This window comes from Pseudophaeobacter flagellatus (assembly GCF_021228235.1).
Classification (GTDB): Bacteria; Pseudomonadota; Alphaproteobacteria; order Rhodobacterales; family Rhodobacteraceae; genus Pseudophaeobacter; species Pseudophaeobacter flagellatus.
This window is the reverse complement of the sequence record NZ_JAJQRG010000005.1, coordinates 46,518-71,741: the sequence shown is the minus strand read 5'-3', so window position 1 is coordinate 71,741 and position 25,224 is coordinate 46,518. Positions and strand designations below refer to the sequence as shown.

The window sequence follows — 25,224 nt, the reverse complement described above, 5'->3', positions numbered from 1 at the left end:
TTGGAAAACATGAAAACCAGCGTCAAGCCAAAGACCTGATGCTGGTGCCCGCATCTCTCACAGCGCTATATCAGCAGACCGGCGGCACCTTCGTGTTTTAGCAGGGCAACCTTGGTTTCAACCCCGCCCCGGCCGGAAAACCCACCCAGACCATTGGCGCCCAGCACCCGATGACAGGGAATGATCACTGGAATGGGGTTGGCCCCGCAGGCATTGCCTATGGGCTGTGGCGGCGCCTTAAGCACCCTGGCCAAATCGCCATAGGTTCGGGTTTCTCCCAGTGGGATTTGCCGCATGGCGTCGCAGACCGCCCGCTGAAAATCAGATCCCGCGACATGCAGCGGCAGATCAAAAACCTGCAAATCACCGGCAAAATAGGCCTCTATCTGATCAACTGCCCGGCGCAGCAGGGCCGTATCATCCGCGCCGCCCCACTGCCAACCCAACCCGGTGATAGCACCATCAGTTTCACTCAGGCACAGGGGGCCGACGGGGGTATCAACTGTCGCTGAAGGCACCTTGGCATTCTCCACATTACGCGTATGGAATCATGTTAATCACGCGGATCTGCCAAAGCACAGTGCAAACCTTTCGCAAGGTATCCCACAGCGACAAGAGACACATTCGTATAGATCCTATTCTGATTTCCCCTTCCGGTGACCCAAGGGGCTGCTCGGCTTTATTAAAATTCAGTTAAACTAAGAGGATCGCAACAAATAGGTGTATCATGATTTCGGCAGTTGGGTCCGGCTTTCACGTCAATAGCGTAGCAGCGTCTTACAAGGCAGGTGTTCCGGCGGTGGATGCAAGCCTGAATGAGGGCAAGTCCCAAGGCTGGAATCGCGCCATCCAACACCAGACCGCGCTGACCGGAGGCGTCTCTCCTGCCTCCGGCAAGCCCACGGCCCATTCCCCGAACCAGTCTCAAGGCCCGGCGTTGGATGTTGCCCGCGATCAGGCGCTGGGGCGCGGTCGCTATAGCGAACAGGCTCTGATGACGCATTTTCTGGTCCAGGCGTCGAACTATGCCCCCGGCCCCAAGCCCACCAGCAGCCTGATCGCAGAGCGCGCATATCGCGACGCCCGCAGTGTTATTGCGCATACCTGCTGACATCAGTTCCCTCCAGATTTCCAGTGTTCAGCAAAACAAAAGGCCCCCGGTTTCGGGGGCCTTTTTCAGGTCGGTACAGCGGTTTCATCCGAGGATCAGGCCAGCGCAGCCTCGCAGCGCCCACAGACACCCGCATGGTCATGGGTTCCGACATCCGGCAGGATCTTCCAGCACCGCTGGCATTTGTCGCCCTCGGCCTTTTCAAACACCACCGAGATCCCCTCGACCTCTGGCATGCGGAAGGCTTCGGCCGGTGCAGGATCACCTGTAAGGCTGATATCAGAGGTGATACAGATATCCGCAAAGTTCACCGATTTCAGCAGTTCCAGAACCTCTGCATCGCGCAGATGCACCACCGGATGGGCCTCCAGAGAGGCGCCGATCACCTTGTCGATACGCTGTATCTCTAGCGCGGCGGTGACCACCCGGCGGGCCTGCCGGATCTTCGCCCATTTCGCCGCCAGGGGCTCATTCAGCCAATCGCCCGGTGTCTCGGGGATATCGGTCAAATGTACCGAGCTCTCTTCACCAGGGAAGCGTTCAAGCCAGACTTCCTCCATGGTGAAGACCAGGATCGGGGCCAGCCAGGTGGTGAGCCGATGGAACAGGATATCCAGGACCGTGCGAGCGGCGTGCGCGTTCAGCGTGTCACCATCACAATAGAGCGCATCTTTGCGCACATCAAAGTAGAAAGCCGAAAGATCCACAGTGGCAAAGGTAAAGACCGCTTGCCAAACGCCATTGAAATCAAAGGCCTGATAGCCTGTGCGCACCTGGTGATCCAGCTCTGCCAGACGGTGCAGAACCCATTGCTCCAGTTCGGGCATATCGTCTGCCGCAACCCGCTGATCTTCGGTGAAATCGTGCAGAGAGCCCAGCATATAGCGCATGGTATTGCGCAGGCGGCGATAGCTGTCAGCAGTGCCTTTCAGGATTTCAGGCCCGATGCGCTGATCCGAGGTATAATCAGTCTGCGCCACCCAGAGCCGCAGAATATCGGCACCGTATTGCTTGACGATTTCTTCCGGCACGATGGTATTGCCCAGGGATTTGGACATCTTGTTGCCCTTGCCATCCAGGGTAAACCCATGCGTCACCACATTGCGATAAGGAGCGCGCCCCTTGGTGCCGCAGGCCTGCAACAAGGAAGAGTGGAACCAGCCGCGGTGCTGATCTGTGCCTTCCATGTAGACATCGGCAATACCGTCCTCGGTGCCATCTTCGCGGTCGCGCAACACAAAGGCATGGGTAGAGCCAGAATCAAACCACACGTCGAGCACATCAAAGACCTGCTCCCACTCCTCTGCATTGTAGTCCGATCCCAGGAAGCGTTCCTTGGCACCGTCCAGATACCAGGCATCCGCGCCTTCAGCCTCAAAGGCTGCAACGATACGGGCATTGACCGCATCGTCGCGCAGCAGGAACCCGTCGTCCGTAGGCAACAGCCCCTTTTTGACAAAGCAGGTCAGCGGCACACCCCAGGCACGCTGGCGCGACAGCACCCAGTCAGGGCGGCTCTCGATCATCGAATAGAGCCGGTTTCGACCGCGCTGCGGCGTCCATTTCACCAGCTCGTCGATGGAACGCAGCGCGCGTTCGCGGATGGTTGTGCCCATCTCGTCCTGGCCATCGCCAACCGCACGGTCAACACTTGCAAACCACTGCGGCGTATTGCGATAGATGATCGGCGCCTTGGAACGCCAGGAATGCGGGTAGCTGTGCTTGATCTTACCACGCGCCAGCAGCCCGCCGACCTCGACCAGTTTGTCAATGATCGCCTTGTTTGCATCACCCTCGCCGCCCTTGCGGTTCAGGATGTACTTACCACCAAAGAACGGCAGATCAGCGCGGAAGCCACCATCGTCCATCACGTTATAGGTGATGACGTCCTCCAGCATCCCCAGATCGCGGTAGAGTTCGAATTCCTCCATCCCGTGGCTTGGGGCGCAGTGCACAAAACCGGTGCCCTCTTCATCGGTCACAAAGGGGGCAGCGCGGAAATCGCGCGGCGCGTCCCATTCGCCATTGGAGCCTTCGGCCCCGGCAAGGGGGTGGGCCAGCGAAAGGCCAGAGAGTTCTTCGGCCGACACAGAGCGCACACGGGTATACATACCCTCTTCCAGACGGGCCCGTTTGAAGACATCGCCTGCCAGCTTGTCGGCCAGCAGGAAGCGGTCGCCTTTGGCAGCCCAGCATTCTTCGGGGGCATCGGTGACCTCATAGAGGCCGTAATCGAATGTTTCGCCGTAGACCACCGCCTTATTGGACGGGATGGTCCAGGGGGTTGTGGTCCAGATGACGACGCTGGCACCCGCCAGATCGTCGGCACCGCCAGAAACCGCAAACTTCACCCAAACGGTAAAGCTGTCCTTATCCTTGTATTCCACCTCGGCCTCGGCCAGGGCGGTTTTTTCAACTGGCGACCACATCACGGGTTTTGAGCCCTGATACAGCGTGCCGTTCATCAGGAATTTCTGGAATTCAGCCGCGATCACCGCCTCGGCGTGGTAGTCCATCGTGAGATAGGGATCGGCCCAATTGCCGGTAATGCCAAGACGCTTGAACTCTTCGCGCTGGATATCCACCCATTTGTCGGCAAAGGCGCGGCATTCCTGGCGGAATTCCACCACATCCACCGCGTCTTTGTTCTTACCCTTCTTGCGATACTGTTCTTCGATCTTCCATTCGATCGGCAGACCGTGGCAATCCCAACCCGGCACATAGCGCGCATCAAAGCCCATCATCTGATGGCTGCGCACGATCATGTCCTTGATGGTCTTGTTCAGCGCATGGCCGATGTGCAGATGGCCGTTGGCATAGGGCGGGCCGTCATGCAGCGTGAAAGGCTTGCGGCCTTGCTTTTCCCGCAGCCGGTCATAAACGCCAATCTTGGCCCAGCGATCCAACCAGTTGGGTTCGCGCTTGGGCAGGCCTGCGCGCATCGGAAAATCGGTTTTGGGCAGGTTGAGGGTCTGCTTGTATTCAGGGGTATCAGCTGTCTCGGCGCACATGGGTGGCGTCCTTTGGATAATCGGTTCGGAAACTGGGTATTTTAGTGCGGCGCGATAGCTCAAGCGCCTTTGCCCGGCGTCTCATTCAATCAGAGCGCCGGGGATATAATTCGAATAATGATGGCCACGATATGGGACATGGGGGCGTTATAGGCCGCTAGAGCGCCGGGGTAAAGCGGGGTTGTGATCCCGCCGCCAAAGCGGGTTTTCTATTCGCCGCATGTCAAATTTGATCAGAGCAGCCACCACCAGCAACTGCGTCACACCGCCACCACCCATTGCCCCGGAACCGCGCCCCTGCCATATGCCTAACAGGAATTTCCAGCAGAGCATTGGCACCCCACGCTGGCCCGAGGGCTGGCGCAGAGGACAGCGCCAAATCTACGTGAAACAGGACAGATGATGCGCCAGCCCACAGATCAACCAGCCCCAGATCACCCCGACCGAGACTACCCCATGCGACGCTTTGACATTTCTGCCGCCCAGATCGACCGGGTCGTCACCCTGTTCTACATCCGCGTGCGCGCTGACAGGGTGCTTGGTCCGATCTTTGCCCGCTATGTGGCCGATGGCGACTGGCCCGAGCACGAGGCCAAGATCGCCCGGTTCTGGCGCAACGCCATCCTGCGCGAGAAAAGCTATAGCGGCAATCCAATGCGGGTGCATGTGTCGCGGCCAGAGATCCAGGCCGAACACTTTGCGATCTGGCTCGGGCTGTTTCACCAGGTGCTGCAGGCCGAACTCTCGCCCCGGCTTGCCCTGCAGTGGGGAACCCTGGCGGACCGTATCGGCGAAGGCTTCCGCACCGGAATTGTGGCCATGCGACAGCCCAAGGACGCGCCGCCCAAGCTGTTCTGATGACCCTATCGGATGAATTGGCAACCGACATAGCCGATCTCACCAGCCCGAGCCCTCCCGACAGGGTAAAAAGTGGAAAAAAGCGAATTACTTCCCTGAATCAACGCAAATACCCTTATATTAAGTTGATAAAAGGCAATTGTGCGGCGGCAAAAAATGAAAATCTCAACCAGATTTCCTGTGCATGAATATCCCTGATCTGTTGATAACCCTGCCAAACCTGTGGAGAAATCCAATTACGCCCCACCAAGCCAACTGACCCTGGCTTGGTATCGGTTTCACATGCGCGACAGGCTCTATTCAGCGCTCGTGGCTGAAAGACCAAAGCGCCAGATGCAGCCTCCGCCCGCCAGGGCAGCTGCGCGTGTCTCTTTAAGGCAAGGACAGAAGTCTTTCTATTTCATTAACTTTTGACGTACAGAGAAAAACATCCACAGGCATATAAACCGACTTATCCACTGGGGGATCTCCCCGTGCCAGCGCCGCGCCCAGCCAACAGTGTCAATGATCTGCAGAGGCTCTGCAGCTATGGGGTGTCTGTCTCGCGGCGGAACAATCCCGCCAATGCGCCCTGGATCACCCGGCGGGTCGACGGGCGGTGCGGTGGGGAAAACGGCATCGGGCGGCAGACCTCCATGGCGGCAATCCCCACCCGCGCTGAGAGCGCACCGTTCACCACGCCTTCGCCAAACCGGCGTGACAGTTTTGACAGCACTGACCCGCCCAGCACCGACTCCAGCAGATCATCCCCAGCGGCAACCGCCCCCGTCGCGGCCAGATGTGCCAGCACCGCCCGCGTCAGCCGCCAAGAACTGAACAGCCCAGAACGCCCGCCGTAGATCTGTGCCACCTGGCGGATCATCCGCACCGAGGCCAGCAGCGCCACAACCACATCCGCCAGCGCCAGCGGCACCAGCGCGGTCACCGTGGCCACCTGCCGGGCAGCTGCCTCGACCTCTCGCAGGGCACGGGCATCCAGGGGCAGCAGCAGCTCTTCTTCTGCCAGCATCAGCAAGGTATCCGCATCCAGCACCTCTGCGCGGCGTTCGGCCAGACGCGCCAGCTGCCAGGACATATCCGGTCGTCCGGCGTAAAACGCCTCCAGCCGGGCAAGATGCGCCTTGGCGGCGGCAAGATTTGCACTGGCAACCGGGCTGTCGCGCCGCAGCCCATCCACCCGCTTTAACCGGGCCAGCGCGGCAAATTCCCGCAGCGCCAGGATCAGGGCCAAGAACAGCGCCAGTCCCAGACCCGCGCTGACCGCCCAGCCGAGCAACGGCCAGCGGATCAGCAATCCTGTGGCAAAATCCCAGGCCGCAACCGAGACCACACAGCCCAAGAGCGCCAGCACCACACCCCAGAACCAGCGGCTGAGCCGTGACGGGCGCCGGGTCGCCAGTCCTGCCGCCTGCCCGCCAGACCTGGCCTGATCCGATGACATAAAGTCAGGCACCGGCGGCGCGGCGGCCACATCCGGCATTTCAGGCCCAGCCGCCCGGCTTTGCGCATCGCGCTGTGCGTCGGCTTCCAGATCGAACAAGACAGGTTTACGGCTCATGAGGCGGTCTCTTTCTGGCAGCTGTCGTGCCATTCAAAGCGGATATTGGGCAGGGCCTCTGCAGTATCAGAGCCATCACTGCGCCCGACCTCGTTGAACCCCTGACGCAGGTAGAATCTGCGGGCAGCTTCATTGGCGGCAATCACCCGCAACCAGAGCATTGGCCCAGCCTCCTTGGCCGCAGCCATCAGCGCCGCCCCCAGCCCCTGCCCGCAGGCCCCCGGAGCCAGATACAAACTGCAGATCTCGGCCCCATCGCGCGCCACAAAGCCCTGAATCACGCCATTCTGCACCGCAACCGTGACCCAGCCACGGTCAATCATCACGCCGCAAAAGGCGATCATTTCCACCTCGGCATAGAGCTTGGGCAGCCACTGCGCATACTGCTGCGCCTGAAACAGGATCGCGCCCAGCCGTCCGGCATCGGTAGGCTGAGCGGCGCGCAACATCGGGGCCGTCTTGGGGGATCGTGGCGCGATCATAGCTGATCCCCGATTAAAAACTCTGCCGCCCGATCCAGCCGGATATGCGGCGGCCCATCCCCCGGTTTCAGGTTCAGCGGCGCCGGGGCAAACTGCATCGCCTGATACTCCCCCTCCAGCCAGCGCGCGGCCCCTTGTCGCGCCGGGATCAGCAGCTGCGCCGGATCCTCTGGCAGCGCACCGGGATAAAAGGCGGCCTGACGGCCACTGTCCAACAGGCGGCCGCGCACGCAGGGAAGCTCTGCCCCGTCGTGCTGTCGCGTTTCCTCAGTGGTGGCGCGCAGGGCCGCAAGCGTCAGCGCGGCGGTCTCGGCCCCGGCAAACTGCGCCCGATCGCGCGCCTCGCGGGTCAGGGCCTCGATGATGGCCGTCATCTGCGGGTGTTGCAGGTGATGCAGATGATCGGCCTTGGTTGCAGCAAAGAGGATCTTTTCCACCCGTTTGCCGCGCAGCAGCGAGGTAAGAAAGCCATTGCGACCAGGGCGAAAGGCCGCCAGTACATCCCCCATGGCGCCGCGCAGATCCTCAACCGCCTGCGGGCCGGAATGAATGGCGCTCAGCGTGTCAACCAACACCACCTGGCGATTAATCCGCGAGAAATGGTCGCGAAAAAAGGGTTTCACCACCTTGGCCTTATAGGCCTCGTAGCGGCGTTCCATCTCGTGCCACAGGCTGCGACGCGTCGCGGCCTCCTCGGGGGGGATCGGTGCAAAGGTCAGGACCGGAGAGCCGGCAAGATCGCCCGGCAACAGAAACCGCCCCGGAGAGCAATCGTAAAACCCAGCAGCGCGTGCGGCCTGCAAATAGTCGGTAAAGACCGCCGCCAGCGCCTGGGCTTTGGGTTCATCATGCGGGGCTTTTGTCTCGATAGTGGTCAGCAATTGCAGGAATTCGGCCGCCACCGGCCGGGCGGGCAGCCGCGCCAGCAGCTCAACCGACCATTGGGCATAGGTTTTATCCAACAGGCCCAGATCCAGAAGCCATTCGCCGGGGTAGTCGACAATATCCAGATGCAGGCGGCGCGGCCCCTGTATCCCGGACAACAGCCCCCCTGGCCGCAGGGTCAAGCTCAGCCGCAGTTCAGACACCGCGCGGGTGCTGTCGGGCCAGTGCGGCGTGGGTCCCGTCAATGCGGCCAGGTGATCCTCATAGGCAAAGCGCGGCACCGTATCGTCGGGCTGTGGCTGCAGATAGGCGCTCTCGATCCGTCCCTGTCGCGCCGCGGCCAGCTGCAGCATGCGGCCCCGGTTCAACAGGTTGGCCACCAGAGAGGTAATAAAGACGGTCTTGCCAGCCCGCGCCAGCCCCGTCACCCCAAGGCGCAGACTGGGTTCAAAAAATCGCGATGATACAGCGCTGCCAAGGCTGCTCAGCCCGCGCGCCGCGCCATCCGTCACTATCGATACTACCACGCGCCGCACCTGCTGTTTTGGATCACTGCCCAAGATAGTCAGACCCCGTCCCGGTTTCCAGAGCGTCAGGCCACTTGCCTCGACGGTGTTGCCGGGTTACGTGCTGCCCATGCCCCGATATGCCCTCAAAGTCGAATATCATGGAAAGCCCTTTGCCGGATGGCAGCGGCAAAAGGATCAGCCCTCGGTACAGGGCGCGATAGAGGATGCCCTGGCGCGACTGGAACCCGGCCCCCATACCATCGCCGCAGCCGGGCGCACCGATACCGGGGTGCATGGGCTGGGCCAGGTGGCCCATTGCGACATGGTCAAAGACTGGAGCCCCTTTCGCCTGTCAGAGGCCCTGAACCACCACCTGAAGCCTAACCCTGTGGCGATTGTGGCCTGTGCTGCCGTCGATGACGACTGGCATGCCCGCTTTTCCGCAATTGAGCGGCAGTATCTGTTTCGCATCCTGATCCGCCGTGCGCCCGCAACCCATGACGCAGGCCAAGTCTGGCAGATCAACAATGATCTGGACGTCGAGGCCATGCAGGAAGGTGCCAATCACCTGCTGGGCAACCATGATTTCACCACCTTCCGATCTTCCATCTGTCAGGCGCAAAGCCCGCAGAAAACCCTGGACGAGCTGCGTATCGAGCGGGTCGCGGGCCTGTCCGGTCCTGAGGTGCATTTCCACGTGCGCGCCCGGTCGTTCCTGCACAACCAGGTACGCAGCTTTGTCGGCACACTGGAACGCGTCGGCGCGGGTGCCTGGGATCCCTTGGATGTAAAAACCGCGCTTGAGGCCCGAGAGCGGGCCGCCTGCGGGCCCGTCTGTCCCGGCCACGGCCTTTATTTGGCACGGGTGGGCTATCCGGTGGATGTCTTCAAACGCCCACGGGGCTGATCCCTATGGGCTGGCAGGCCAAACCGACTACCAACAGTCCTCAGACCTTGGGCGGATGCAGCACAAGTGTCTGCAGCGCTGTGGCCACCGGGCCGTCTTCGTCCTGCAACACCGACTGCGACATGCCGATGCCCGTGCTGTGCCAATGCGAAATAGACTCTGAGGCATGCCAATCGCCCTGGGGTTCGCGATGCACATTGAGGGTGAGATCGGTATTCATAAACCCCATCTCCTTGGGGTGCGCATTCCACGAGATGCCATTGCCACAATCCGCCAGCGCACAGAGCGACTGAATCGGCGATTGCTGCTCGCCCTCCAGCAGGTTTGGGGTGCGCATCCACAGCGTCTTGGGGCCCGGATGCAGACCAAACTCCGGCGGGTAGGCCACATCCAGAAACTGACCAAAATAGGGTTTGTCATGCAGACCCGCCCCAATGGAAAAGGGGCCCGGCACCGCCTTGGCGCGGTCTAGCGGCACCACCGCTGCGGTTGGCACATCGCCCAGATCCTTGCGCACCAAATGCATCGTCGTGCCCAGCGCGCAAAGGCTGTTGTCAAGATCATGCACGGTGATCTGTGTCGTGGCCAATGTGCGGGTATGCCGGGTGGTTTCAGCCGCGACCCGCAGCCCTGACAGGGGCAGCGGGCGCAAAATATCCAGTGTCATCCGGCAGAGCATTTTCTCTGCACCGATTTCGATCTCGGCTGCGCGGGCGGCCAGGCCGGTAACCGGCCCGGCATGGCAGTGATCGGCGGACCAAGGCCCCCGCGCCGGGTCATTGCCCACAAAAACCCCATCAGAGTTTTGCGAGAAGAACGATGGCGCCGTGAGAGCCTTGGACGTCATGGATCAGACCTTTTCCTGGGTGTATTTCTTCAGCTCTGCGCGCGCCACCTGGCGGCGATGCACCGCATCAGGGCCATCGGCCAGGCGCAGGGTGCGCACATGGGTCCAGGCAATTGCCAGAGGCGTATCCTGGCTTACACCCTGCCCGCCAAACATCTGCACGGCCTCGTCAATCACTTTCAACGCAACGCGTGGTGCCACCACCTTGATCTGGCTGATCCAAGGTGCAGCGGCACGGCCATCGCCCTGATCCATGTACCAGGCCGCCTTGAGGCACAGCAGACGCGCCATTTCGATTTCCATCCGGCATTCCGCAACGATGTCATAGTTCGCACCCAGATGGGCCAGTTTCTTGCCAAAGGCTTCGCGGTTAAGCGACCGTTTGCACATCTGCTCCAGCGCGCTTTCCGCCTGACCGATAGCGCGCATACAGTGGTGAATCCGTCCAGGCCCAAGCCGCCCTTGGGCAATTTCAAAGCCGCGGCCTTCGCCCAGCAGAAGATTTTCCGCAGGCACCCGCACATTGGTAAAGCGGATATGCATATGGCCGTGTGGTGCGTCGTCGTGGCCGTAGACCTCCATCGGGCGCAGCACTTCGATGCCAGGGGTATCCGCCCCCACAACGATCATGGATTGGCGCTGATGCTTGGGCTGTTCCTCACCGCCGGTTTTCACCATGACGATATAGACCTTGCAGCGCGGATCACCCGCCCCCGAAGCCCACCATTTTTCACCGTTCAGCACATAGTCATCACCGTCGCGCACGCAGGACATCGACACATTTGTCGCATCCGAAGAGGCCACATCCGGTTCGGTCATCAGATAGGCAGAGCGGATCTTGCCCTCCAGCAGCGGTGCCAGCCACTGCTGTTTCATCGCCTCCGTGCCGTAACGCTCAAACACTTCCATATTGCCGGTGTCCGGCGCGGCGCAGTTGAAGACCTCGGCCCCCAGCGGTGTCTTACCCATTTCCTCGGCGAAATAGGCATATTCCACCGTCGACAGGCCAAAGCCCTTGTCGCTATCGGTAAGCCAGAAATTCCACAGCCCCTGCGCCTTGGCCTTTGCCTTCAATCCCTCCAAGATTTCGGTCTGGCGAGCAGTATACTGCCAGCGATCTCCGGTGGCGACTTCGGCCTGGTATTCGGCCTCCAGTGGCATGATCTCGTCGCGCACCATGGTGGCGACCCGCTCCAACAGCTTGCGGTTCTCTGCCCGCATGCCAAAATTCATATCCATCCCAGAATCTCCTCCACTGCCGCTTTAGCTTTAACAAAAACCATGGCTTAGTCTGGCAAGATCTGTCCAGCGCAGTGACGGAACGTTATTGGCTGACAAAGGAAAAACAACTGAAAGGAACGGGCATGGCGCTCTTGGTGAACATTGGGCACGACGGCTGGTACAAGGACGACGAATTGGCACAGGAGCTGCGCAGGCAAATGCCAGAGGCCGATATTCGCACCCTGGACGCCCCCGGAGATCTGGCCGACATCACCATGCTGGCGGTATCAGCGCTGGCCGCGGATCTGCCGGCAAAACTGCCAAACCTGGCCCTGGTGCAGAAACTGGGCGCCGGGGTGGAAACCATCATCGCCCATCCCGCCATCGCCCCCGAGGTGCAGGTGGCACGGCTGAAACCACTGGAACCGGCCCGCGAGATTGCCCAGTATTGCCTGGCCTATGTGCTGCATGCCCAACGTAATATTGCCGCCCACGCCGAGAGCCAGACCCGTGCCGCCTGGGAACCGCTGGCGCCAAAACAAAATCACAAAACCCGCGTCGGGGTGCTGGGGCTGGGCCATATCGGCAGTCAAACGGCGCTGCTGATGCGCGATCTCGGCTTTGACGTGCTCGGCTGGAGCCGCTCTGCCAAGGAGATCCCCGGCGTGACCTGCCACCATGGCAGCGCCACGCTGAAACCGATGTTGGGACAATGCGATTACGTCTGCGCCATCCTGCCCTCAACCGCGCAGACCCGCGCTTTGATCAATGCCGAGAGCCTGGCGGCAATAAAACCCGGTGCCACGCTGATCAATGCCGGGCGCGGAGATCTGGTGGATGAGGCCGCGCTGATTGCGGCGCTGGATCGCGGCACCCCTGGCCATGCGGTGCTGGATGTTCTGTGCAGCGAACCTCTCCCCGCGTCAGATCCCCTGTGGCAGCACCCGAAGGTCACCATCACGCCGCATGTCTCTGGCTGGCATCTGGGGGATGCCCTGGGGGATGTGACCGAAAATTTCCGCCGATTGGGCGCAAAAGAGCCGCTGCTGCATCTGGTTGACAGGCAGCGCGGCTACTGATGCCAATTCCCCGCTGCACATTGGGTACAACGGGGAAGCATCTTCAGCCGATGAAGGCCTTGTAGGCGGGTTCTTCCATATAGTCTTCCATCGGAGAAAGGTCTTCGACCTTCAGCTTGAAAAACCAGGCATCCCCCTGCGGGTCATCGTTTACCTTGCCGGGGGTTTCGGTCAGGGCTTCATTCACCTCGACCACTTCACCATCCAGCGGCGACAGAATATCCGAAGCCGCCTTGACCGATTCAATCACCACGATCTCGTCGTCCTTGGCAAATTCATCGCCAACTTCGGGCAGCTCGATAAAGACCACATCCCCGAGTTGCTCTGCGGCATGGGCAGTGATGCCAACAGTCACCACATCGCCATCCACATCCAGCCATTCGTGTTCTTCGGTAAATTTCATCGCTGTCATCCTGTCTTTTTGCCTATCCAGATCGCTTGCCTATCTAGGTCTGGCCATCCAGATCGGGGGTGGTGCCGATCCAATCTTGGTTCGATCGGGCGCGAAGGCACCTGCCGCCTGGGCCTGCCATAGACAGGAGCGTAAAGTACCAGCGCCCAGAGGTGCGTTCAAGATGCAAATGCGCGCCGAAGCCCGCACAAACACAGTCTAAAGCAGGTTGAAATACTCTGCCTGCTCCCATTCGCTGACGGTATTGAGATAGCGATCCCATTCAAACCGTTTCAGCTGCGACAAATAGCTGACGAACTCTGGCCCCAGGGTGGTGGCAAACAGATCCGAACCCTCAAAAGCCCCCAGCGCCTGCCCCAGAGAACGCGGCAGCCGCGCCGCCGTCCCTTCATAGGGCGAGGTGGTTGCAGTCGGCGCCTGCAGCCCTGCCGCCATCCCGGCAGAGCCCGCCAGGATCTGCGCGGCGATGGCATAATAGGGATTGGCAGAACTGTCCGGCGCGCGGTTTTCAATGCGCGAGGCCGCGTCGCCCGGCTGCATCAGGGCGCGCAGCATGGCACCACGGTTGTCCTGCCCCCACTGGATGCGATCCGGTGCCAGCTGAAAAGGCAGGTAGCGTTTATAGCTGTTCACCGTCGGCGCAATCATCACCGAACAGGCCGCCGCATGGGTCAACAGCCCCGCGATCCAGCCCGAGGCGGCCGCACTGAGACTGCCGTCGGCATTGGGTTCAAACAGGTTGCGCCCAGTTTCACGATCCACCAAGGATTGATGCAGGTGCCAGCCATTTGCCATGGCGTTTTCCAGCCGCGGCTTGGCCATGAAACTGGCGTGCAACCCAGCGCGGGAGCAGACCTCTTTTACCATGGTGCGAAACATCACCATGGCGTCAGCCTGCTGCACGGCGGGCAGCGGCGCAAAGGTGAATTCAAACTGGCTCGGCCCCATCTCGATTTCGACCGAGTGCACCAACAGGCCCAGCGCCTGGGCATTGCGGCGGATCTGGTCCAGCATCGCCTCGCAATCGCCATAGCGGGTTTCTGTCAGATACTGATAGCCCTGGGTCAGGTTGCGGGTAGCAATGGGCGCGCCGGGCATGGTGCTTTGCCCATGGTTCAGCCCGCTGTCCTGACGTTCAAAGACCTGAAATTCAACCTCCAGCCCAAAGATTGCCTCTTTTCCCCCAGCCTGCAAATCGGCCTCGGCTCGACGCAGCACCTCAAGCGAGGAAAAACCAATCGGCGTGCCATCGGACTGCATCGTTTCACACAGGATCCAGGCTGAATGCGGCGACCAGGGCAGGATGCGAAATGTCTCGGGGCGGGGCACCAACAGGATATCACCCGCACCACGCATCGGTTCAAACCCTTGGTCATCGGCCTCGCCCCCTGCCCCCCAGACCGCAAAGGCAGTGCGATGCGAGGTATCTTTCAGCAGCAGCGTCGAGGGCATGTTGAGCCCAGAGCGAAACAGCCCCTCAAAGGCGTCAGCCACCAGGGTCTTGCCCCGCAGGATGCCGTGCTGATCCACCATCAGCACCCGCAGCGTCTCTAGGTCGGCAGCACGCGCCTCGGCCAGAACCTCGTCTGCCTGCGCCAGTGCCTCTGGGCTGAGCAGCCCCGCACGCGCCAACCGCCCTGTTGCCAGATCTTCAGCCATTGCACTTTCCGCCTTTTATTGCGGCGACAGCCCACTGGCTGCCTCCGGGATCCGTCTTTCGTGATGCACTGGCTGGTCGCCTAGACCTTGGCATTCCAGGGACAGGCACCGCGACGCTGAAGGTCAGCTTCCTGCGCGGCGCGCTCCCAATCACCATCCTGCGCAATCGAGTCGTTGGAAACTGGCCCAAAAACGGTGCCAAGGTCCAGCCCGCCATGCATTGGCAGATCAGCGTCCCGACCTTCCTTTACCGCCGCAATGGCGGCGCGCAACTGGCGACGGTAGCGGATGATGGCAACATCGGTCTTGCCCAGGTGTTCCTGCGTCCTGTCCTGGATGGACCCCATGCTTTCCACCGCCCATTGGTCATGCACGTTGATATCCAGCCCCATGCCGGTATAGGTCTCGGTCGCCTGTTCCTTGGGGTCGAAACCATAGTTGTTATGACGCCCTTTCAGCGGTGCATAATCCGGCAAGCGGTGCTCCTTCAGGCGCTGTTCGCGCATCAGGTCTTTATTCACCGGCTGATCAAAACTGGTGAACATAGAGTACCAATAGCAACTCTCATCGTCGATCGGCACATGCCACTGGGTGATGGTCATCTCGCGCGACATCGGGATGCAGATCGCTTCGGGAAAGATCTGATTGGTGATGCGTACATGGGTGCGTCCATCGCCCAGATCGCGCAGCGCCGTGACCTTCAGCCCGTGATCGGCCTCTTCCGCGATGATTTCGGGACGGGGGAAATCGCGCAGCAATTTGGTCATCGGTATTTCGGTGTTACCAGCGGTGTCGCGAAACTGCTTGCCATAGGCTTCGGCCGGGTCTTCGTCCTGCAGGAACCGGTGCAGGAACGAAGCATGCGCCGGGTCGATGCCGACCTCCATCGCCTGCAGCCAGTTACATTCCCAAAGGCCCTTGAAGGCAAAGACATGGCTGCTGGGGGCGCGAAAACAGTCCAGAGCTGGGAATTCCGGCGGCGTACCGGGACCCATATAGGCCCAGATGATCCCATTGCGTTCGACCACCGGATAGGCCGTGTTCTGGATCTTTTCATGCATCCGGCTGCCTTCCGGCTCGCCAGGTTGTTCTACGCATTGGCCCGCGCGATCGAAATGCCAGCCATGAAAGGGGCAGCGCAGCCCGTTGTCTTCGAGGCGGCCAAAACACATGTCAGCACCACGATGCGGACAGTGTCGCCCGATCAGGCCCAACTGCCCTTCGCTATCACGAAACAGGACCAGATCTTCGCCCAGCAGCCGCACCGGCACCACCGGGCGTGGGCCGTCCAGTTCATCCAGCAGCGCCGCAGGCTGCCAGTATCGCCGCAGCACCTCGCCCGCATCGCTGCCCTTGCCAACCCGGGTGAGGCTGTCGTTCATTTCCTGGCTAATCATGGCTGGCCTTCCTTCTTGCGATGAGACTGTAGGGATCTGCCTGGCAAAACAGACTTGACTTGGTTCGTTATTCGTACTTATGATGTTAAATACGATCAACTTTTGCGATATGTACCGGCCATTGTCAAGGCCAAGCCTCCCCTGCCCTTCAGACAACACAAAGCGACCGGCCCATGACCAAACCAGAACAAGACCGCAATATTTCCTCGAGCTTTGCCAAAGGCTTGGCTGTTCTGGCCGTGTTTGATGCCGCCACCCCCAGCATGACGCTGGCGGAAATCGCACGCCGCACCAGGCAGGACCGCGCCACCGCGCGGCGCGGCGCGCTGACCCTGGTGCAGGCCGGCTATCTGCGTCAGCAAGGCCGCATGCTATCGCTGACCCCACGGGTCTTGGCACTGGCGGGCGGCTTCCTGCAGGCCAACCAGTTTGGCCGCCGGGTGCAGCCCATCCTCAACCAGCACGCCCGCAAAATCGGCGCCGAGGTCAGCCTCGCTACGCTTGATCAAGGGCGGGTCTTACTGCTGGCCCAATCCACCACCGAACATGGCCCCATCACCTATGGGTTCACCGCTGGTGCACATATCCCGCTGGTCCATACCAGCCTGGGCCGCATGTTGATGGCCTGCCTCGCGCAGGAAGAAGCCGTAGCCCTGCTAGAGAGCGCCGATATCCCGCAGCACACCGAACAATCACGGCGCGACGCAGCAGAGATCTTGCCGCAGATCACCAAGGCACGCAGCCAGGGCTATTGCCTCACCGATAGCGAATTTGAACCCGGTATCATCGGCTATGCTGTCCCGGTATCGCGCCCCGGCCAAACCCCCGTGGTGGTTGGCAGCTCTGCGCCGCGTGGCCGCGATACGGGCAGAAACACCGAAGCCCTGCTACAGGCCCTGCAGATCTGCGCCGCTGATCTGCGCCAGACCAATGTGGTCGAAGATCTATAGCCGGATCAGTGCGTTTTAGCGCCTGCTGCTTGCCACTGCCCCTACAGGCGGGCTGACCGGTTTCCCGGCCATCCCACACTGGGACCTGTTTTCAAAAAATCACGAAGAAAGCTATCCTCCTTGTGCCGCTAGGAGCCAGGTCAAAGCGAGCGCATAGTCGCGAAGACCAGCCCCAAATGTGCCACACTGGCACCAGAGGCGACGCGACAGGCACGCGATATGGCGCGCCGGATTGAACGAGGACCAGGATGACCCAAAGCAGCTATTTCACCCCCAAAGGCGGCCACCCCGGCCAGGACCAATTGCTGACAGGACGCGCGGTTTTCACCGATGCCTATGCCGTGCTGCCTCAGGGTACGATGCGCGATATCACCACCTCCTACCTGCCCGGCTGGAACGGCATGCGCATGTGGGTCATCGCCCGCCCGATGACAGGCTTTGCCGAGACTTTTTCGCAGTACATTGTCGAACTGCAACCCGGTGGCGGCTCTGACACGCCGGAAAGCGATAGCGCCGCCCAGGGCAGTCTCTTTGTCACCAGTGGCACGCTAAAGATCTCTATCGACGGCACCCACCATACGCTGACCAGCGGCAGCTTCGCCTATCTGCCCGCCGGCAGCACCTGGGGCCTGCGCAACTCTGACGACGCAACTGCCAGCTTCCACTGGATCCGCAAACGCTGGCAAGCAGCGCCCGGCCTGTCCAAACCGCAGGCCTTTGTCTGCAAGGAACAGGACATCGCCCCCAGTGTGATGCCCGACACCGAAGGCCGCTGGGCCACCACCCGCTTCATGGATCCCGAAGACATGTCGCACGACATGCATGTCACCATCGTCACCTTCCAGCCCGGCGGCGTCATTCCCTTTGAAGAAACCCATGTGATGGAGCACGGGCTCTATGTGCTTGAGGGCAAGGCAGTTTACCGGCTGAATCAAGATTGGGTCGAGGTCGAGGCCGGCGACTTCATGTGGCTGCGTGCCTTTTGCCCCCAGGCCTGCTACGCCGCCGGGCCGGGTCCGTTCCGCTATCTGCTGTATAAGGACGTCAACAGACATATGCCTCTCGGCCTGTAGCCCCGGCACCGGCGCAAACCGGCACCCGCCACAAAACCAGCCACAAAATCTGCATCCCTGTCGCTTTCTTTGCCGCACTTGGCAGGGATGCCCATTGCAAAGCCAGATCGCCACGCTAGGCTGTGGTCAATGTTTTTCACCCAGTGGGAGCCTTGGAGCATGAGACACAGCACACAGCCATGCGGCCTGATCCGGAATCTGGAGACAGGTAAGCCTATCGCCCGCCTAGGCAAAGCCCTTTGCCTGGGCCTCGTCTTGACCCTTGCAGCAAGCCTGCCACCCCTGGCCGCCACCGCCAAGGATATAGCAGAAACCAAAGCGGTTTCTGTCTTGGAGCGCACCTGGCATGTCGGCCCGGCAGAGGAGGCTCCCGGCTTTTACCGGGCCACCCGGCTCAATACCGAACTGCTGCCCAAACGCCCACCAGCGGTGCTCAGCGTGCGCCAGGCCATTCGCGCCTTTCATGGCGCCACCGGATGCAGCGCCAATCGTGACACACTATACCGCGACATTTCCGGTAGCTATTTTGCCACTCTGATCTGCCCGCAGGACTAGCGCGCCTGCGTCACCCTGCCTGCCTTATCCAATCTGCCCCTGAAGACCTCTGCCCTTTCCTTTTGCCGGACATGCAGAGCCCCGGAGACCTGCTCTCATGAAAATAGCCATCAACGGATTTGGCCGCATTGGCCGCGCTATCCTACGCCAAATCCTCACCACATCGCGCGGCGATGGGCTAGAGGTGACATGCATCAACGACATCGCACCGCTGGAGATGTGCGCCTATCTGTTTCAATACGACAGCACCTTTGGCCCCTTTCCGCACCCGGTTGACCACGGTGACGGACGGCTGCGGGTGCTGGGCCGCTCGATCCCGCTGCATCACAAGGCCGACCTGACAGGGGTTGATCTCTCGGGTGTCGATGTGGTGCTGGACTGTACCGGCATCGCCCGCAGCTCTGATGTTGCGCAACGCGGCTTGGCGGCAGGTGCGGCCAAGGTACTGATATCAGGCCCTTCACCGGCTGCGGAACAGACACTGGTCTATGGTGTCAACCACGACCAGCTTGGCACCGCGCGCATCGTCTCCAATGCCTCTTGCACCACCAATGGGCTGGCACCCCTGGTCAAGCTGGTGGATGGGATCGGCGGCATCGACAGCGCCCATATGACCACCATTCACTGCTATACCAACTCGCAGCCAATGGTAGACGCCCCACGCGGCGATTTTGCCCGCTCGCGCGCCGGGGCGCTATCGATGGTGCCGACCACCAGCTCAGCCACCCATCTGATCGACGAGGTGCTGCCGCACCTGAGAGGCCGGATTAGCGGTGCCGCCGTGCGGGTGCCTACCGCCAGTGTCTCGGCTGTCGATTTGGTGGCGCGACTGCAAAAGCCGATGCAGTTGGCCGACTTCACCGCCGCGCTCAAATCCGGTGCCGCCGCAACCGGGGTCCTGGGCTGGACCGAAATGCCGCTGGTCTCTTCCGATCTGCGCGCTCGACCAGAATCCCTGGTGCTGGCCGCCCCTGAACTACGCCAGGTTGGCGAACAGCAAATACGGGTCTTTGGCTGGTATGACAACGAATGGGGCTTTTCCGCGCGCATGCTTGATGTCGCCCGCCTGATGGCCCGCCGCTGACCCCAGTTCAATCCAGCGCGACCGTTTCGGCAGCCGCCTTCCGTCTGGCCACGGCCCGGGTCAAGGGCAGCCCTGGCTGGCGCGCGCCAGCGCGCTTCACCCTTGAGGCGGGATGGGGTCCGTTATCCTCGCCAAGGCCCTCACTGGGCAGGACAGCCCATTGAGGGCGTCTCAGCAAAAGAAAAGCGCCGCGCGATAGCGCGGCGCTGGGCCCAACGGATCTAGGCCAATCTTTGATTTTCCTAGATTGGGCGGGAGCGGCCCGCTCAATCTAGCACCAGGGGGTTACTCTCCGGGCAGGCTGCCATCGCCGTGACCGGCCATCCCACCTGAAACCTCTTCGGTGGCCTCCTCCGCCAGTTCGGCCGGCAGGATCAAATTCAGGACAATGGCAATCAGCGCGGCCGGCAGCAAGCCACTGGTCATCAGCACCTTCAGCGTATCGGGCAGGTACTGCACCGCGCCCGGCTCTAGCTGCAACCCCAGACCAACCGAGAGCGCGATGGCAAAAATCACCATATTGCGCCGGTTCCAATCCACATCCGACAACATCGAAATGCCCGCCGCAACAACCATGCCAAACATCACGATCACGCCGCCCCCCAGCACCTCAATCGGGATCGTGCGAATGATTGCGCCAACCTTTGGCACCAGACCGCAGAGGATCAGGAACAGCGCGCCAATGGTCACCACATGGCGGCTCATCACCCCGGTCATGGCAATCAGCCCGACGTTCTGGCTGAACGAGGTATTGGGCAAGCCGCCAAAGATCCCGGCCACCGCTGAACCAAGGCCATCGGCATAGGTCGCACCAGCGATCTCCTTGTCTGTCGCCTCGCGCCCGGCGCCGCCACGGGTGATGCCGCTGACATCGCCAACCGTTTCAACCGCCGACACAAAGGCCATAAGACAAAAGCCCAGAATCGCTGCAAAAGAGAACTCAAAACCATATTTGAACGGCACCGGCAGCGCAAAACCGGCGGCCCGCGACCAACTGTTCCCGATCGCTTCAAAAGTGATCATGCCCATCATCAGCGCATAGATATAACCCACGATCAGCCCCAGCAGAACCGCCGAAACCGACAGCATGCCACGGGCAAAGAACTTCAGCGCAAGGGTGGCAAAGATCACCACCAGCGCCGCCGACCAGTTCAACAATGATCCATATTCGGGCGTGCCAATCGCCGGCACCCCACCAGCAGCATATTGAATGCCGACCTTGACCAGCGCCAATCCGATCATGGTAACAACCAGCCCCGTCACCAGCGGCGGCAGGGCAAAGCGGATCTTGCCGATCACCAGCCCCAGCATCCCATGGAAGATACCGCCAATCAGTACCCCGCCATACAGCGCGGCGAGCCCATCAACGCCCTTGCCCGCCACCAGCGGAATCATGATCGGCAAAAAGGCAAACGACGTCCCCTGCACAATCGGCAAAGCCGCGCCCACAGGCCCCAGCGTCACAGTCTGCAACAGCGTCGCCACTCCGGCAAAAAGCATCGACATCTGGATCAGATACAACAATTCCGGAAAATCCGGCGAGTTGGAGCCAAAGCCAAAGCCCGCCGCACCCGCGACAATGATCGCGGGCGTCACGTTTGACACAAACATCGCCAGCACATGCTGGATGCCCAGCGGCACCGCCCGCGCCAGGGGCGGCGTGAAATTCGGATCCCGCAGCTGTGCCGGGCTCCCTATTGATCCATCAGCCATTCTATTTTTCCTCGTTCTGTTGGTCATGGTGGAAACCACCACCTTCTGCCGGGCGGCTGGTTTCCGGGTCTGTATCTATTCGGGGCGCACCACCACATAGGGGGTGTCGAACCAATGTTCCTGCAGGTTCGCACCAGTACCGATCCGGTCCACGACCGCAAAGATCCCCGGTGCCTGCAGCGGGGTGAGCACCCCATGCCAGGTGCCACGATGATAGTTGATCGCCTGCCCCGGCTGGGTTTCAAAGGCCAGGGGTTGTCCCGGTCTGCCATCCACATCCGGCGCAACAATAACCAGAAACCCATGTTCACTCATCGGGATAAAGGCCTGGCTGCCCTCGGGGTGGCGTTCCATCATCGCCAGGGGCATCGGCAGGTCGCGCGGTTCAGCCTTGAACAGGCTGATCCCGGCGCGGCCATCCGCAAAATCGAGATGGGCACGATCATGATACCGCCCACAAAGCCCTTGATTGATCAGCTTGTCCGGCGCGCCAGCCGCCTCCAGAAAATCGCCATAGGGGGCAAAGCCCCCGGCGCTGATCGGCTGGATCAGGATTCGGTCATCGGCGCGCGTCATGCGGGCATCAAATCGCGCAGGCGGAATTCGGCAATCCGTTCCACCTGCCTGCAGGCCTCGGAAAATTCCACCTCGCGGCTGTTGTCGATGCGCTGTTCAAAGGCCGCCAGGATTGACGCCTTGTCATAGTCACGCACCGCAATGATGAAGGGAAACCCGTGTTTGTTAACATAGGCCTCATTCAACTGACCAAAGCGTGCCCGTTCATCATCTGTCAGCGCATCCAGCCCGGCACTGGCCTGCTCCGATGTGCTTTCTGCCGTCAGCCGTTTGGCCGCCGCCAATTTGCCCGCCAGATCGGGATGCGCGCTCAGCACCCCCAGACGTTCGGCCTCGCTCGCGGAACGAAACATCCGGCACAGCGCATTATGCACCCCGCCAGCCGTATCATGCGCCGCCCCCAGCTCCAGCCCATGGGCGCGTTCGGCGATCCAGGGCGAATGTTCAAAAATACTGCCAAAAACCTCAATGAAACGCGCCAGGCTCATCTGGCTGGGGCGTTCACGCCGCTGATGCGGATGCCGCTTGGCCCAATGTTCGGCAATCTCGATCCGGCGCGGGCACCAGACCCCGTCAAAGCCCTGGATATAGTCGATAAACTTCTTCAGGCCGGCGGCCTTGCCAGGACGTCCGATCAAGCGGCAGTGCAGACCGATGTTCATCATCTTCGGCGCCCCCGCCGCCCCCTCAGCATAGAGAAGATCAAAAGCATCCTTCAGATACTGAAAGAACTGCTCGCCGGTGATATAGCCAGGCGCTGTGGCAAAGCGCATGTCATTGGCCTCCAGCGTATAGGGGATCACCAGCTGATCGCGCGCGCCCACCTCCAGCCAGTAGGGCAGATCATCGTCATAGGCATCCGACACATAGTCGAACCCTCCCTCTTCGGCCACCAGACGCACCGTATTGCTGCTGCATCGCCCGGTGTACCAGCCACGCGGGCGAGAGCCGACAACCTCGGTATGCAGCCGGACGGCCTCTTTGATGGCGGCGCGTTCTTCGGCCTCGGGCATGGTCTTGTGTTCAACCCATTTCAACCCATGCGAGGCAATTTCCCAGTCTGCCGCCTTCATCGCCGCCACCTGATCGGGCGAGCGCGCCAGCGCGGTTGCCACCCCGTAGATGGTCAGCGGAATATTGGCACGGGTGAACATGTCATGCAGTCGCCAGAATCCGGCGCGCGCACCATATTCATAAATGGATTCCATGTTCCAGTGGCGCTGCCCCTCCCAGGGGGCCGCCCCGGCGATATCGGACAAAAAGGCCTCAGAGGCGGCATCCCCATGCAGCGTACAATTCTCGCCGCCCTCTTCATAGTTCAGCACAAATTGCACCGCCACACGGGCCTCGCCCGGCCAGGCGGCATTCGGGGCCTGCGCCCCGTAACCAATCATGTTGCGCGGATATCGGTTCATGGGCTACGTCTCTTTCTTCACTTATGGCTTGCAGCAACATGTGACACTCTGCAAAGCCCCCTGTCATTCCTTGCTATTGCAAAACAGGCGGCTTGGTTTTCAAATATTACCGAATACACTGTCAAAACGGGGGTGTTTGCAGCAGAAATGGAACTGGTGCAGGAAAAAGCAGCACTGCAACAAGGAGCGACGCCCAAATGACCGGATACCTGACGACGCATGTTCTGGACACCGCCCGAGGCTGCCCCGCCGCTGGCCTGCCAATCACCCTTTACCACCTGCAGGGCGAAACGCGCAGCAAACTGGCAACAATGACCACCAATGCAGACGGACGCACTGACAGCCCGATCCTGCCGCAAGACGCCTTTGCCTGCGGCACCTACGAACTTGTCTTTGACGCCGGAAGCTACCTGCGCGCGACCGGTCAGGGCGATACCGATCCGCTGTTCCTCGATCAGGTGCCGATCCGCTTCGGCATCAATGACGCCAGCGCTCATTACCATGTACCGTTGCTGCTCTCGCCCTTTGGGTTTTCAACCTATCGCGGCAGCTGACTGCGGGCATCCACCGCCTGCCGTGTTGTGAGCGGGTCAAGGGCGGCGCAGCCGCCGGGCATCGCCCGGCTTGCCCTTGAGGCGGGCAGAACACAGATACACTTGTTCAAGCGCCTTCAGGGGCAGATAGCCCCCTGAAGCGCTTCTCAGCAACTTTCTTTCTTATCGCCCAAGCTCCAACCGCACCAGACCTGAGCCAAGGCAATACCAGACAGGGCCACGCCGTGGCCTGCGCCGCGCAGCGGCGCCGCACCCAACGCCGGGGCGGGCCCGCAAGGGCCTGCCATCGGGGGCGGGAGCCCCCCCTTTGGCAAAATCACTAATCAACCCGCAGTTTTAGTTGCCCCAAAGGCCAAAGCCTCAGCCGCTCGCACCGAGGCGCCCATCCGTTGGGTCATGAAGTCCATGAATAGGCGCGTTTTCGGGTCCTGATGGCGGCGATGGGTATAAAGACAGGCCATCTGAACGGAAACTGGCGGCGTCTTTTCTGCAACAGCCACCAGGGCCCCCGAGGTCAAGTGCTCGGCCACCTCGAACACCGGCTTCAACGCGATCCCCTCGCCCGCCAGCGCCCAATCGGTAAGAACATCGCCGTCATCACATTCATAGCGCCCCGAAACCGCAAACCGCTTTGGTCCCTCGTCGCTTTGCAACATCCACTGGAACTCGCTGGCGCCGGGATAGCGCAGGTTTAAGCAGTTATGCGCCCCGCCAACCAGATCCGCACCGCTGCGGGGGGCACCATGACGGCTGATATAACCGGGGGCAGCACAGAGCACCCGCTGGCAATCGGCAATCTTGCGAATGCGCAGATTGCTATCCTCTGGCTGGCCCAGAAAGAACGCCAGATCCAGCCCTTCGGTGGTCAAGTCGACGCTACGGTCAGACATCCGCAACCGCATGTTGATTTCCGGATACTGCGCCAAAAACTCAGGCACTTCCGGTGCGACCAGCCGCCGCCCGGCACCAAGGGGGGCGGCCACAAACAGGCTGCCGCGTGGGGTATCCGTCAGATGCATCACCTGAGCCTCGGCCTGGGCCACCGTGTCCAGCACCGCAACCGCCCCGGCATAAAACGCCTGGCCTTGCTCCGTTGCGGTCAGGTTGCGCGTGGTGCGCTGGAACAGACGCACTCCAAGGTAGTCCTCCAACTGCGAGATCCGCGCCGAGGTGACCGCCGGCGAGACGCGCAGATCCCGCCCTGCCGCCGACATGGAGCCCAGTTCATAGACCCTTACAAAAGTTCGGATATTGTCGAGATAAGACATGCGCCCCCAGTCATTTCATGCTCAATCATTGCGCCAACCAGGCCCCAATCCCATTGCGGCACCATTCTTCTTGTTTTTTTGATACAGCTTGGAAGTTTAC

General features: G+C 61.0%; 23 protein-coding genes. 9 read left to right on the top strand and 14 right to left on the bottom strand.

What is annotated here, in order from left to right; genetic code table 11:
- Positions 1–65: 65 nt before the first annotated feature.
- Positions 66–518: a methylated-DNA--[protein]-cysteine S-methyltransferase gene (locus LRK71_RS11145; protein WP_232403597.1), complete on the bottom strand. Its 453-nt coding sequence runs from the start codon at positions 516–518 to the stop codon at positions 66–68.
- A 209-nt stretch (positions 519–727) separates the two neighbouring features.
- On the opposite strand from LRK71_RS11145, the gene LRK71_RS11140 reads away from it, so the two are divergent.
- Positions 728–1,111: a hypothetical protein gene (locus LRK71_RS11140; RefSeq protein WP_232403595.1), complete on the top strand. Its 384-nt coding sequence runs from the start codon at positions 728–730 to the stop codon at positions 1,109–1,111.
- A gap of 95 nt (positions 1,112–1,206) precedes the next feature.
- On the opposite strand, the gene ileS is transcribed toward LRK71_RS11140, so the two are convergent.
- On the bottom strand, positions 1,207–4,122 hold the full coding sequence (gene ileS / locus LRK71_RS11135; protein WP_232403594.1) for an isoleucine--tRNA ligase: 2,916 nt from the start codon (positions 4,120–4,122) through the stop codon (positions 1,207–1,209).
- Positions 4,123–4,524: 402 nt separating this feature from the next.
- Between ileS and LRK71_RS11130 the strand changes: the two genes are divergently transcribed.
- The gene (locus tag LRK71_RS11130) at positions 4,525–4,980 is read left to right on the top strand and encodes a group III truncated hemoglobin (RefSeq protein ID WP_232403584.1); all 456 of its coding nucleotides are present in this window, start codon (positions 4,525–4,527) and stop codon (positions 4,978–4,980) included.
- A 526-nt stretch (positions 4,981–5,506) separates the two neighbouring features.
- Here LRK71_RS11130 and LRK71_RS11125 read toward each other — a convergent pair.
- The 3 genes from LRK71_RS11125 to LRK71_RS11115 are packed head-to-tail and all read right to left on the bottom strand — an operon-like array spanning position 5,507 to position 8,417.
- On the bottom strand, positions 5,507–6,538 hold the full coding sequence (locus tag LRK71_RS11125; RefSeq protein ID WP_232403582.1) for a YcjF family protein: 1,032 nt from the start codon (positions 6,536–6,538) through the stop codon (positions 5,507–5,509).
- Positions 6,535–7,020, bottom strand: coding sequence for a GNAT family N-acetyltransferase (locus LRK71_RS11120; RefSeq protein ID WP_332460258.1), 486 nt, complete (start codon positions 7,018–7,020; stop codon positions 6,535–6,537). Before LRK71_RS11120 ends, LRK71_RS11125 begins: the two co-directional genes overlap by 4 nt.
- The gene (locus LRK71_RS11115; protein ID WP_408636004.1) at positions 7,017–8,417 is read right to left on the bottom strand and encodes a YcjX family GTP-binding protein; all 1,401 of its coding nucleotides are present in this window, start codon (positions 8,415–8,417) and stop codon (positions 7,017–7,019) included. Before LRK71_RS11115 ends, LRK71_RS11120 begins: the two co-directional genes overlap by 4 nt.
- Positions 8,418–8,541: 124 nt before the next feature.
- Between LRK71_RS11115 and truA the strand changes: the two genes are divergently transcribed.
- Positions 8,542–9,321, top strand: coding sequence for a tRNA pseudouridine(38-40) synthase TruA (gene truA, locus LRK71_RS11110; protein ID WP_232403578.1), 780 nt, complete (start codon positions 8,542–8,544; stop codon positions 9,319–9,321).
- A 40-nt stretch (positions 9,322–9,361) separates the two neighbouring features.
- On the opposite strand, the gene LRK71_RS11105 is transcribed toward truA, so the two are convergent.
- Together LRK71_RS11105 and LRK71_RS11100 are read right to left on the bottom strand one after the other, a co-directional pair.
- Complete coding sequence (locus LRK71_RS11105; protein WP_232403568.1) at positions 9,362–10,168, bottom strand: thioesterase family protein; 807 nt, start codon at positions 10,166–10,168, stop codon at positions 9,362–9,364.
- A gap of 3 nt (positions 10,169–10,171) precedes the next feature.
- Positions 10,172–11,407 carry an acyl-CoA dehydrogenase family protein gene (locus tag LRK71_RS11100; protein WP_232403566.1) on the bottom strand — a complete coding sequence of 412 codons (1,236 nt, stop codon included), beginning with the start codon at positions 11,405–11,407 and terminating at the stop codon, positions 10,172–10,174.
- Positions 11,408–11,481: 74 nt separating this feature from the next.
- Between LRK71_RS11100 and LRK71_RS11095 the strand changes: the two genes are divergently transcribed.
- The gene (locus LRK71_RS11095) at positions 11,482–12,468 is read left to right on the top strand and encodes a 2-hydroxyacid dehydrogenase (protein WP_232403564.1); all 987 of its coding nucleotides are present in this window, start codon (positions 11,482–11,484) and stop codon (positions 12,466–12,468) included.
- A gap of 43 nt (positions 12,469–12,511) precedes the next feature.
- Here LRK71_RS11095 and gcvH read toward each other — a convergent pair whose 3' ends face one another.
- The 3 genes from gcvH to LRK71_RS11080 all read right to left on the bottom strand — a co-directional run bounded on the left by gcvH (position 12,512) and on the right by LRK71_RS11080 (position 15,936).
- Positions 12,512–12,871: a glycine cleavage system protein GcvH gene (gcvH, locus tag LRK71_RS11090; protein ID WP_232403562.1), complete on the bottom strand. Its 360-nt coding sequence runs from the start codon at positions 12,869–12,871 to the stop codon at positions 12,512–12,514.
- A 207-nt stretch (positions 12,872–13,078) separates the two neighbouring features.
- Positions 13,079–14,539, bottom strand: a complete 1,461-nt coding sequence (locus LRK71_RS11085) for a glutamine synthetase family protein (protein WP_232403561.1) — start codon at positions 14,537–14,539, stop codon at positions 13,079–13,081.
- 80 nt (positions 14,540–14,619) lie between these two features.
- Positions 14,620–15,936 carry an aromatic ring-hydroxylating dioxygenase subunit alpha gene (locus LRK71_RS11080; protein WP_232403559.1) on the bottom strand — a complete coding sequence of 439 codons (1,317 nt, stop codon included), beginning with the start codon at positions 15,934–15,936 and terminating at the stop codon, positions 14,620–14,622.
- Between the two features lie 173 nt (positions 15,937–16,109).
- Here LRK71_RS11080 and LRK71_RS11075 point away from each other — a divergent pair, with 173 nt between their 5' ends.
- The 4 genes from LRK71_RS11075 to LRK71_RS11060 all read left to right on the top strand — a co-directional run bounded on the left by LRK71_RS11075 (position 16,110) and on the right by LRK71_RS11060 (position 19,598).
- On the top strand, positions 16,110–16,886 hold the full coding sequence (locus LRK71_RS11075) for an IclR family transcriptional regulator (protein ID WP_232403558.1): 777 nt from the start codon (positions 16,110–16,112) through the stop codon (positions 16,884–16,886).
- A 248-nt stretch (positions 16,887–17,134) separates the two neighbouring features.
- Complete coding sequence (locus tag LRK71_RS11070; RefSeq protein ID WP_232403556.1) at positions 17,135–17,959, top strand: bifunctional allantoicase/(S)-ureidoglycine aminohydrolase; 825 nt, start codon at positions 17,135–17,137, stop codon at positions 17,957–17,959.
- A 255-nt stretch (positions 17,960–18,214) separates the two neighbouring features.
- A complete protein-coding gene (locus LRK71_RS11065) occupies positions 18,215–18,514 on the top strand; it encodes a hypothetical protein (RefSeq protein WP_232403555.1) in 300 nt (99 codons plus the stop codon).
- 97 nt (positions 18,515–18,611) lie between these two features.
- The gene (locus tag LRK71_RS11060) at positions 18,612–19,598 is read left to right on the top strand and encodes a type I glyceraldehyde-3-phosphate dehydrogenase (protein ID WP_232403553.1); all 987 of its coding nucleotides are present in this window, start codon (positions 18,612–18,614) and stop codon (positions 19,596–19,598) included.
- Between the two features lie 285 nt (positions 19,599–19,883).
- Here LRK71_RS11060 and LRK71_RS11055 read toward each other — a convergent pair whose 3' ends face one another.
- From LRK71_RS11055 to puuE, 3 genes are all read right to left on the bottom strand, one after another.
- Positions 19,884–21,311, bottom strand: coding sequence for a nucleobase:cation symporter-2 family protein (locus tag LRK71_RS11055; protein WP_232403551.1), 1,428 nt, complete (start codon positions 21,309–21,311; stop codon positions 19,884–19,886).
- A gap of 75 nt (positions 21,312–21,386) precedes the next feature.
- Complete coding sequence (locus tag LRK71_RS11050; RefSeq protein WP_232403550.1) at positions 21,387–21,887, bottom strand: ureidoglycolate lyase; 501 nt, start codon at positions 21,885–21,887, stop codon at positions 21,387–21,389.
- Positions 21,884–23,302: an allantoinase PuuE gene (gene puuE / locus LRK71_RS11045; protein WP_232403548.1), complete on the bottom strand. Its 1,419-nt coding sequence runs from the start codon at positions 23,300–23,302 to the stop codon at positions 21,884–21,886. The genes LRK71_RS11050 and puuE overlap by 4 nt, the downstream gene beginning before the upstream one ends.
- A 197-nt stretch (positions 23,303–23,499) precedes the next feature.
- Between puuE and uraH the strand changes: the two genes are divergently transcribed.
- Complete coding sequence (gene uraH, locus LRK71_RS11040) at positions 23,500–23,856, top strand: hydroxyisourate hydrolase (RefSeq protein WP_232403545.1); 357 nt, start codon at positions 23,500–23,502, stop codon at positions 23,854–23,856.
- Positions 23,857–24,179: 323 nt separating this feature from the next.
- Here uraH and LRK71_RS11035 read toward each other — a convergent pair whose 3' ends face one another.
- A complete protein-coding gene (locus LRK71_RS11035; protein ID WP_232403535.1) occupies positions 24,180–25,124 on the bottom strand; it encodes a LysR family transcriptional regulator in 945 nt (314 codons plus the stop codon).
- Between the last annotated feature and the right edge of the window lie 100 nt (positions 25,125–25,224).

Bases quoted from the DNA above. Each gene is read 5' to 3' on its own strand.
- LRK71_RS11140 (WP_232403595.1), top strand. From the start codon at position 728: ATGATTTCGGCAGTTGGGTCCGGCTTTCACGTCAATAGCGTAGCAGCG.
- ileS (WP_232403594.1), bottom strand. From the start codon at position 4,122: ATGTGCGCCGAGACAGCTGATACCCCTGAATACAAGCAGACCCTCAAC.
- LRK71_RS11130 (WP_232403584.1), top strand. From the start codon at position 4,525: ATGCGCCAGCCCACAGATCAACCAGCCCCAGATCACCCCGACCGAGAC.
- LRK71_RS11125 (WP_232403582.1), bottom strand. From the start codon at position 6,538: ATGAGCCGTAAACCTGTCTTGTTCGATCTGGAAGCCGACGCACAGCGC.
- LRK71_RS11120 (WP_332460258.1), bottom strand. From the start codon at position 7,020: ATGATCGCGCCACGATCCCCCAAGACGGCCCCGATGTTGCGCGCCGCT.
- truA (WP_232403578.1), top strand. From the start codon at position 8,542: ATGCCCCGATATGCCCTCAAAGTCGAATATCATGGAAAGCCCTTTGCC.
- LRK71_RS11105 (WP_232403568.1), bottom strand. From the start codon at position 10,168: ATGACGTCCAAGGCTCTCACGGCGCCATCGTTCTTCTCGCAAAACTCT.
- LRK71_RS11100 (WP_232403566.1), bottom strand. From the start codon at position 11,407: ATGGATATGAATTTTGGCATGCGGGCAGAGAACCGCAAGCTGTTGGAG.
- gcvH (WP_232403562.1), bottom strand. From the start codon at position 12,871: ATGAAATTTACCGAAGAACACGAATGGCTGGATGTGGATGGCGATGTG.
- LRK71_RS11085 (WP_232403561.1), bottom strand. From the start codon at position 14,539: ATGGCTGAAGATCTGGCAACAGGGCGGTTGGCGCGTGCGGGGCTGCTC.
- LRK71_RS11080 (WP_232403559.1), bottom strand. From the start codon at position 15,936: ATGATTAGCCAGGAAATGAACGACAGCCTCACCCGGGTTGGCAAGGGC.
- LRK71_RS11075 (WP_232403558.1), top strand. From the start codon at position 16,110: ATGACCAAACCAGAACAAGACCGCAATATTTCCTCGAGCTTTGCCAAA.
- LRK71_RS11070 (WP_232403556.1), top strand. From the start codon at position 17,135: ATGACCCAAAGCAGCTATTTCACCCCCAAAGGCGGCCACCCCGGCCAG.
- LRK71_RS11060 (WP_232403553.1), top strand. From the start codon at position 18,612: ATGAAAATAGCCATCAACGGATTTGGCCGCATTGGCCGCGCTATCCTA.
- LRK71_RS11055 (WP_232403551.1), bottom strand. From the start codon at position 21,311: ATGGCTGATGGATCAATAGGGAGCCCGGCACAGCTGCGGGATCCGAAT.
- LRK71_RS11050 (WP_232403550.1), bottom strand. From the start codon at position 21,887: ATGACGCGCGCCGATGACCGAATCCTGATCCAGCCGATCAGCGCCGGG.
- puuE (WP_232403548.1), bottom strand. From the start codon at position 23,302: ATGAACCGATATCCGCGCAACATGATTGGTTACGGGGCGCAGGCCCCG.
- uraH (WP_232403545.1), top strand. From the start codon at position 23,500: ATGACCGGATACCTGACGACGCATGTTCTGGACACCGCCCGAGGCTGC.
- LRK71_RS11035 (WP_232403535.1), bottom strand. From the start codon at position 25,124: ATGTCTTATCTCGACAATATCCGAACTTTTGTAAGGGTCTATGAACTG.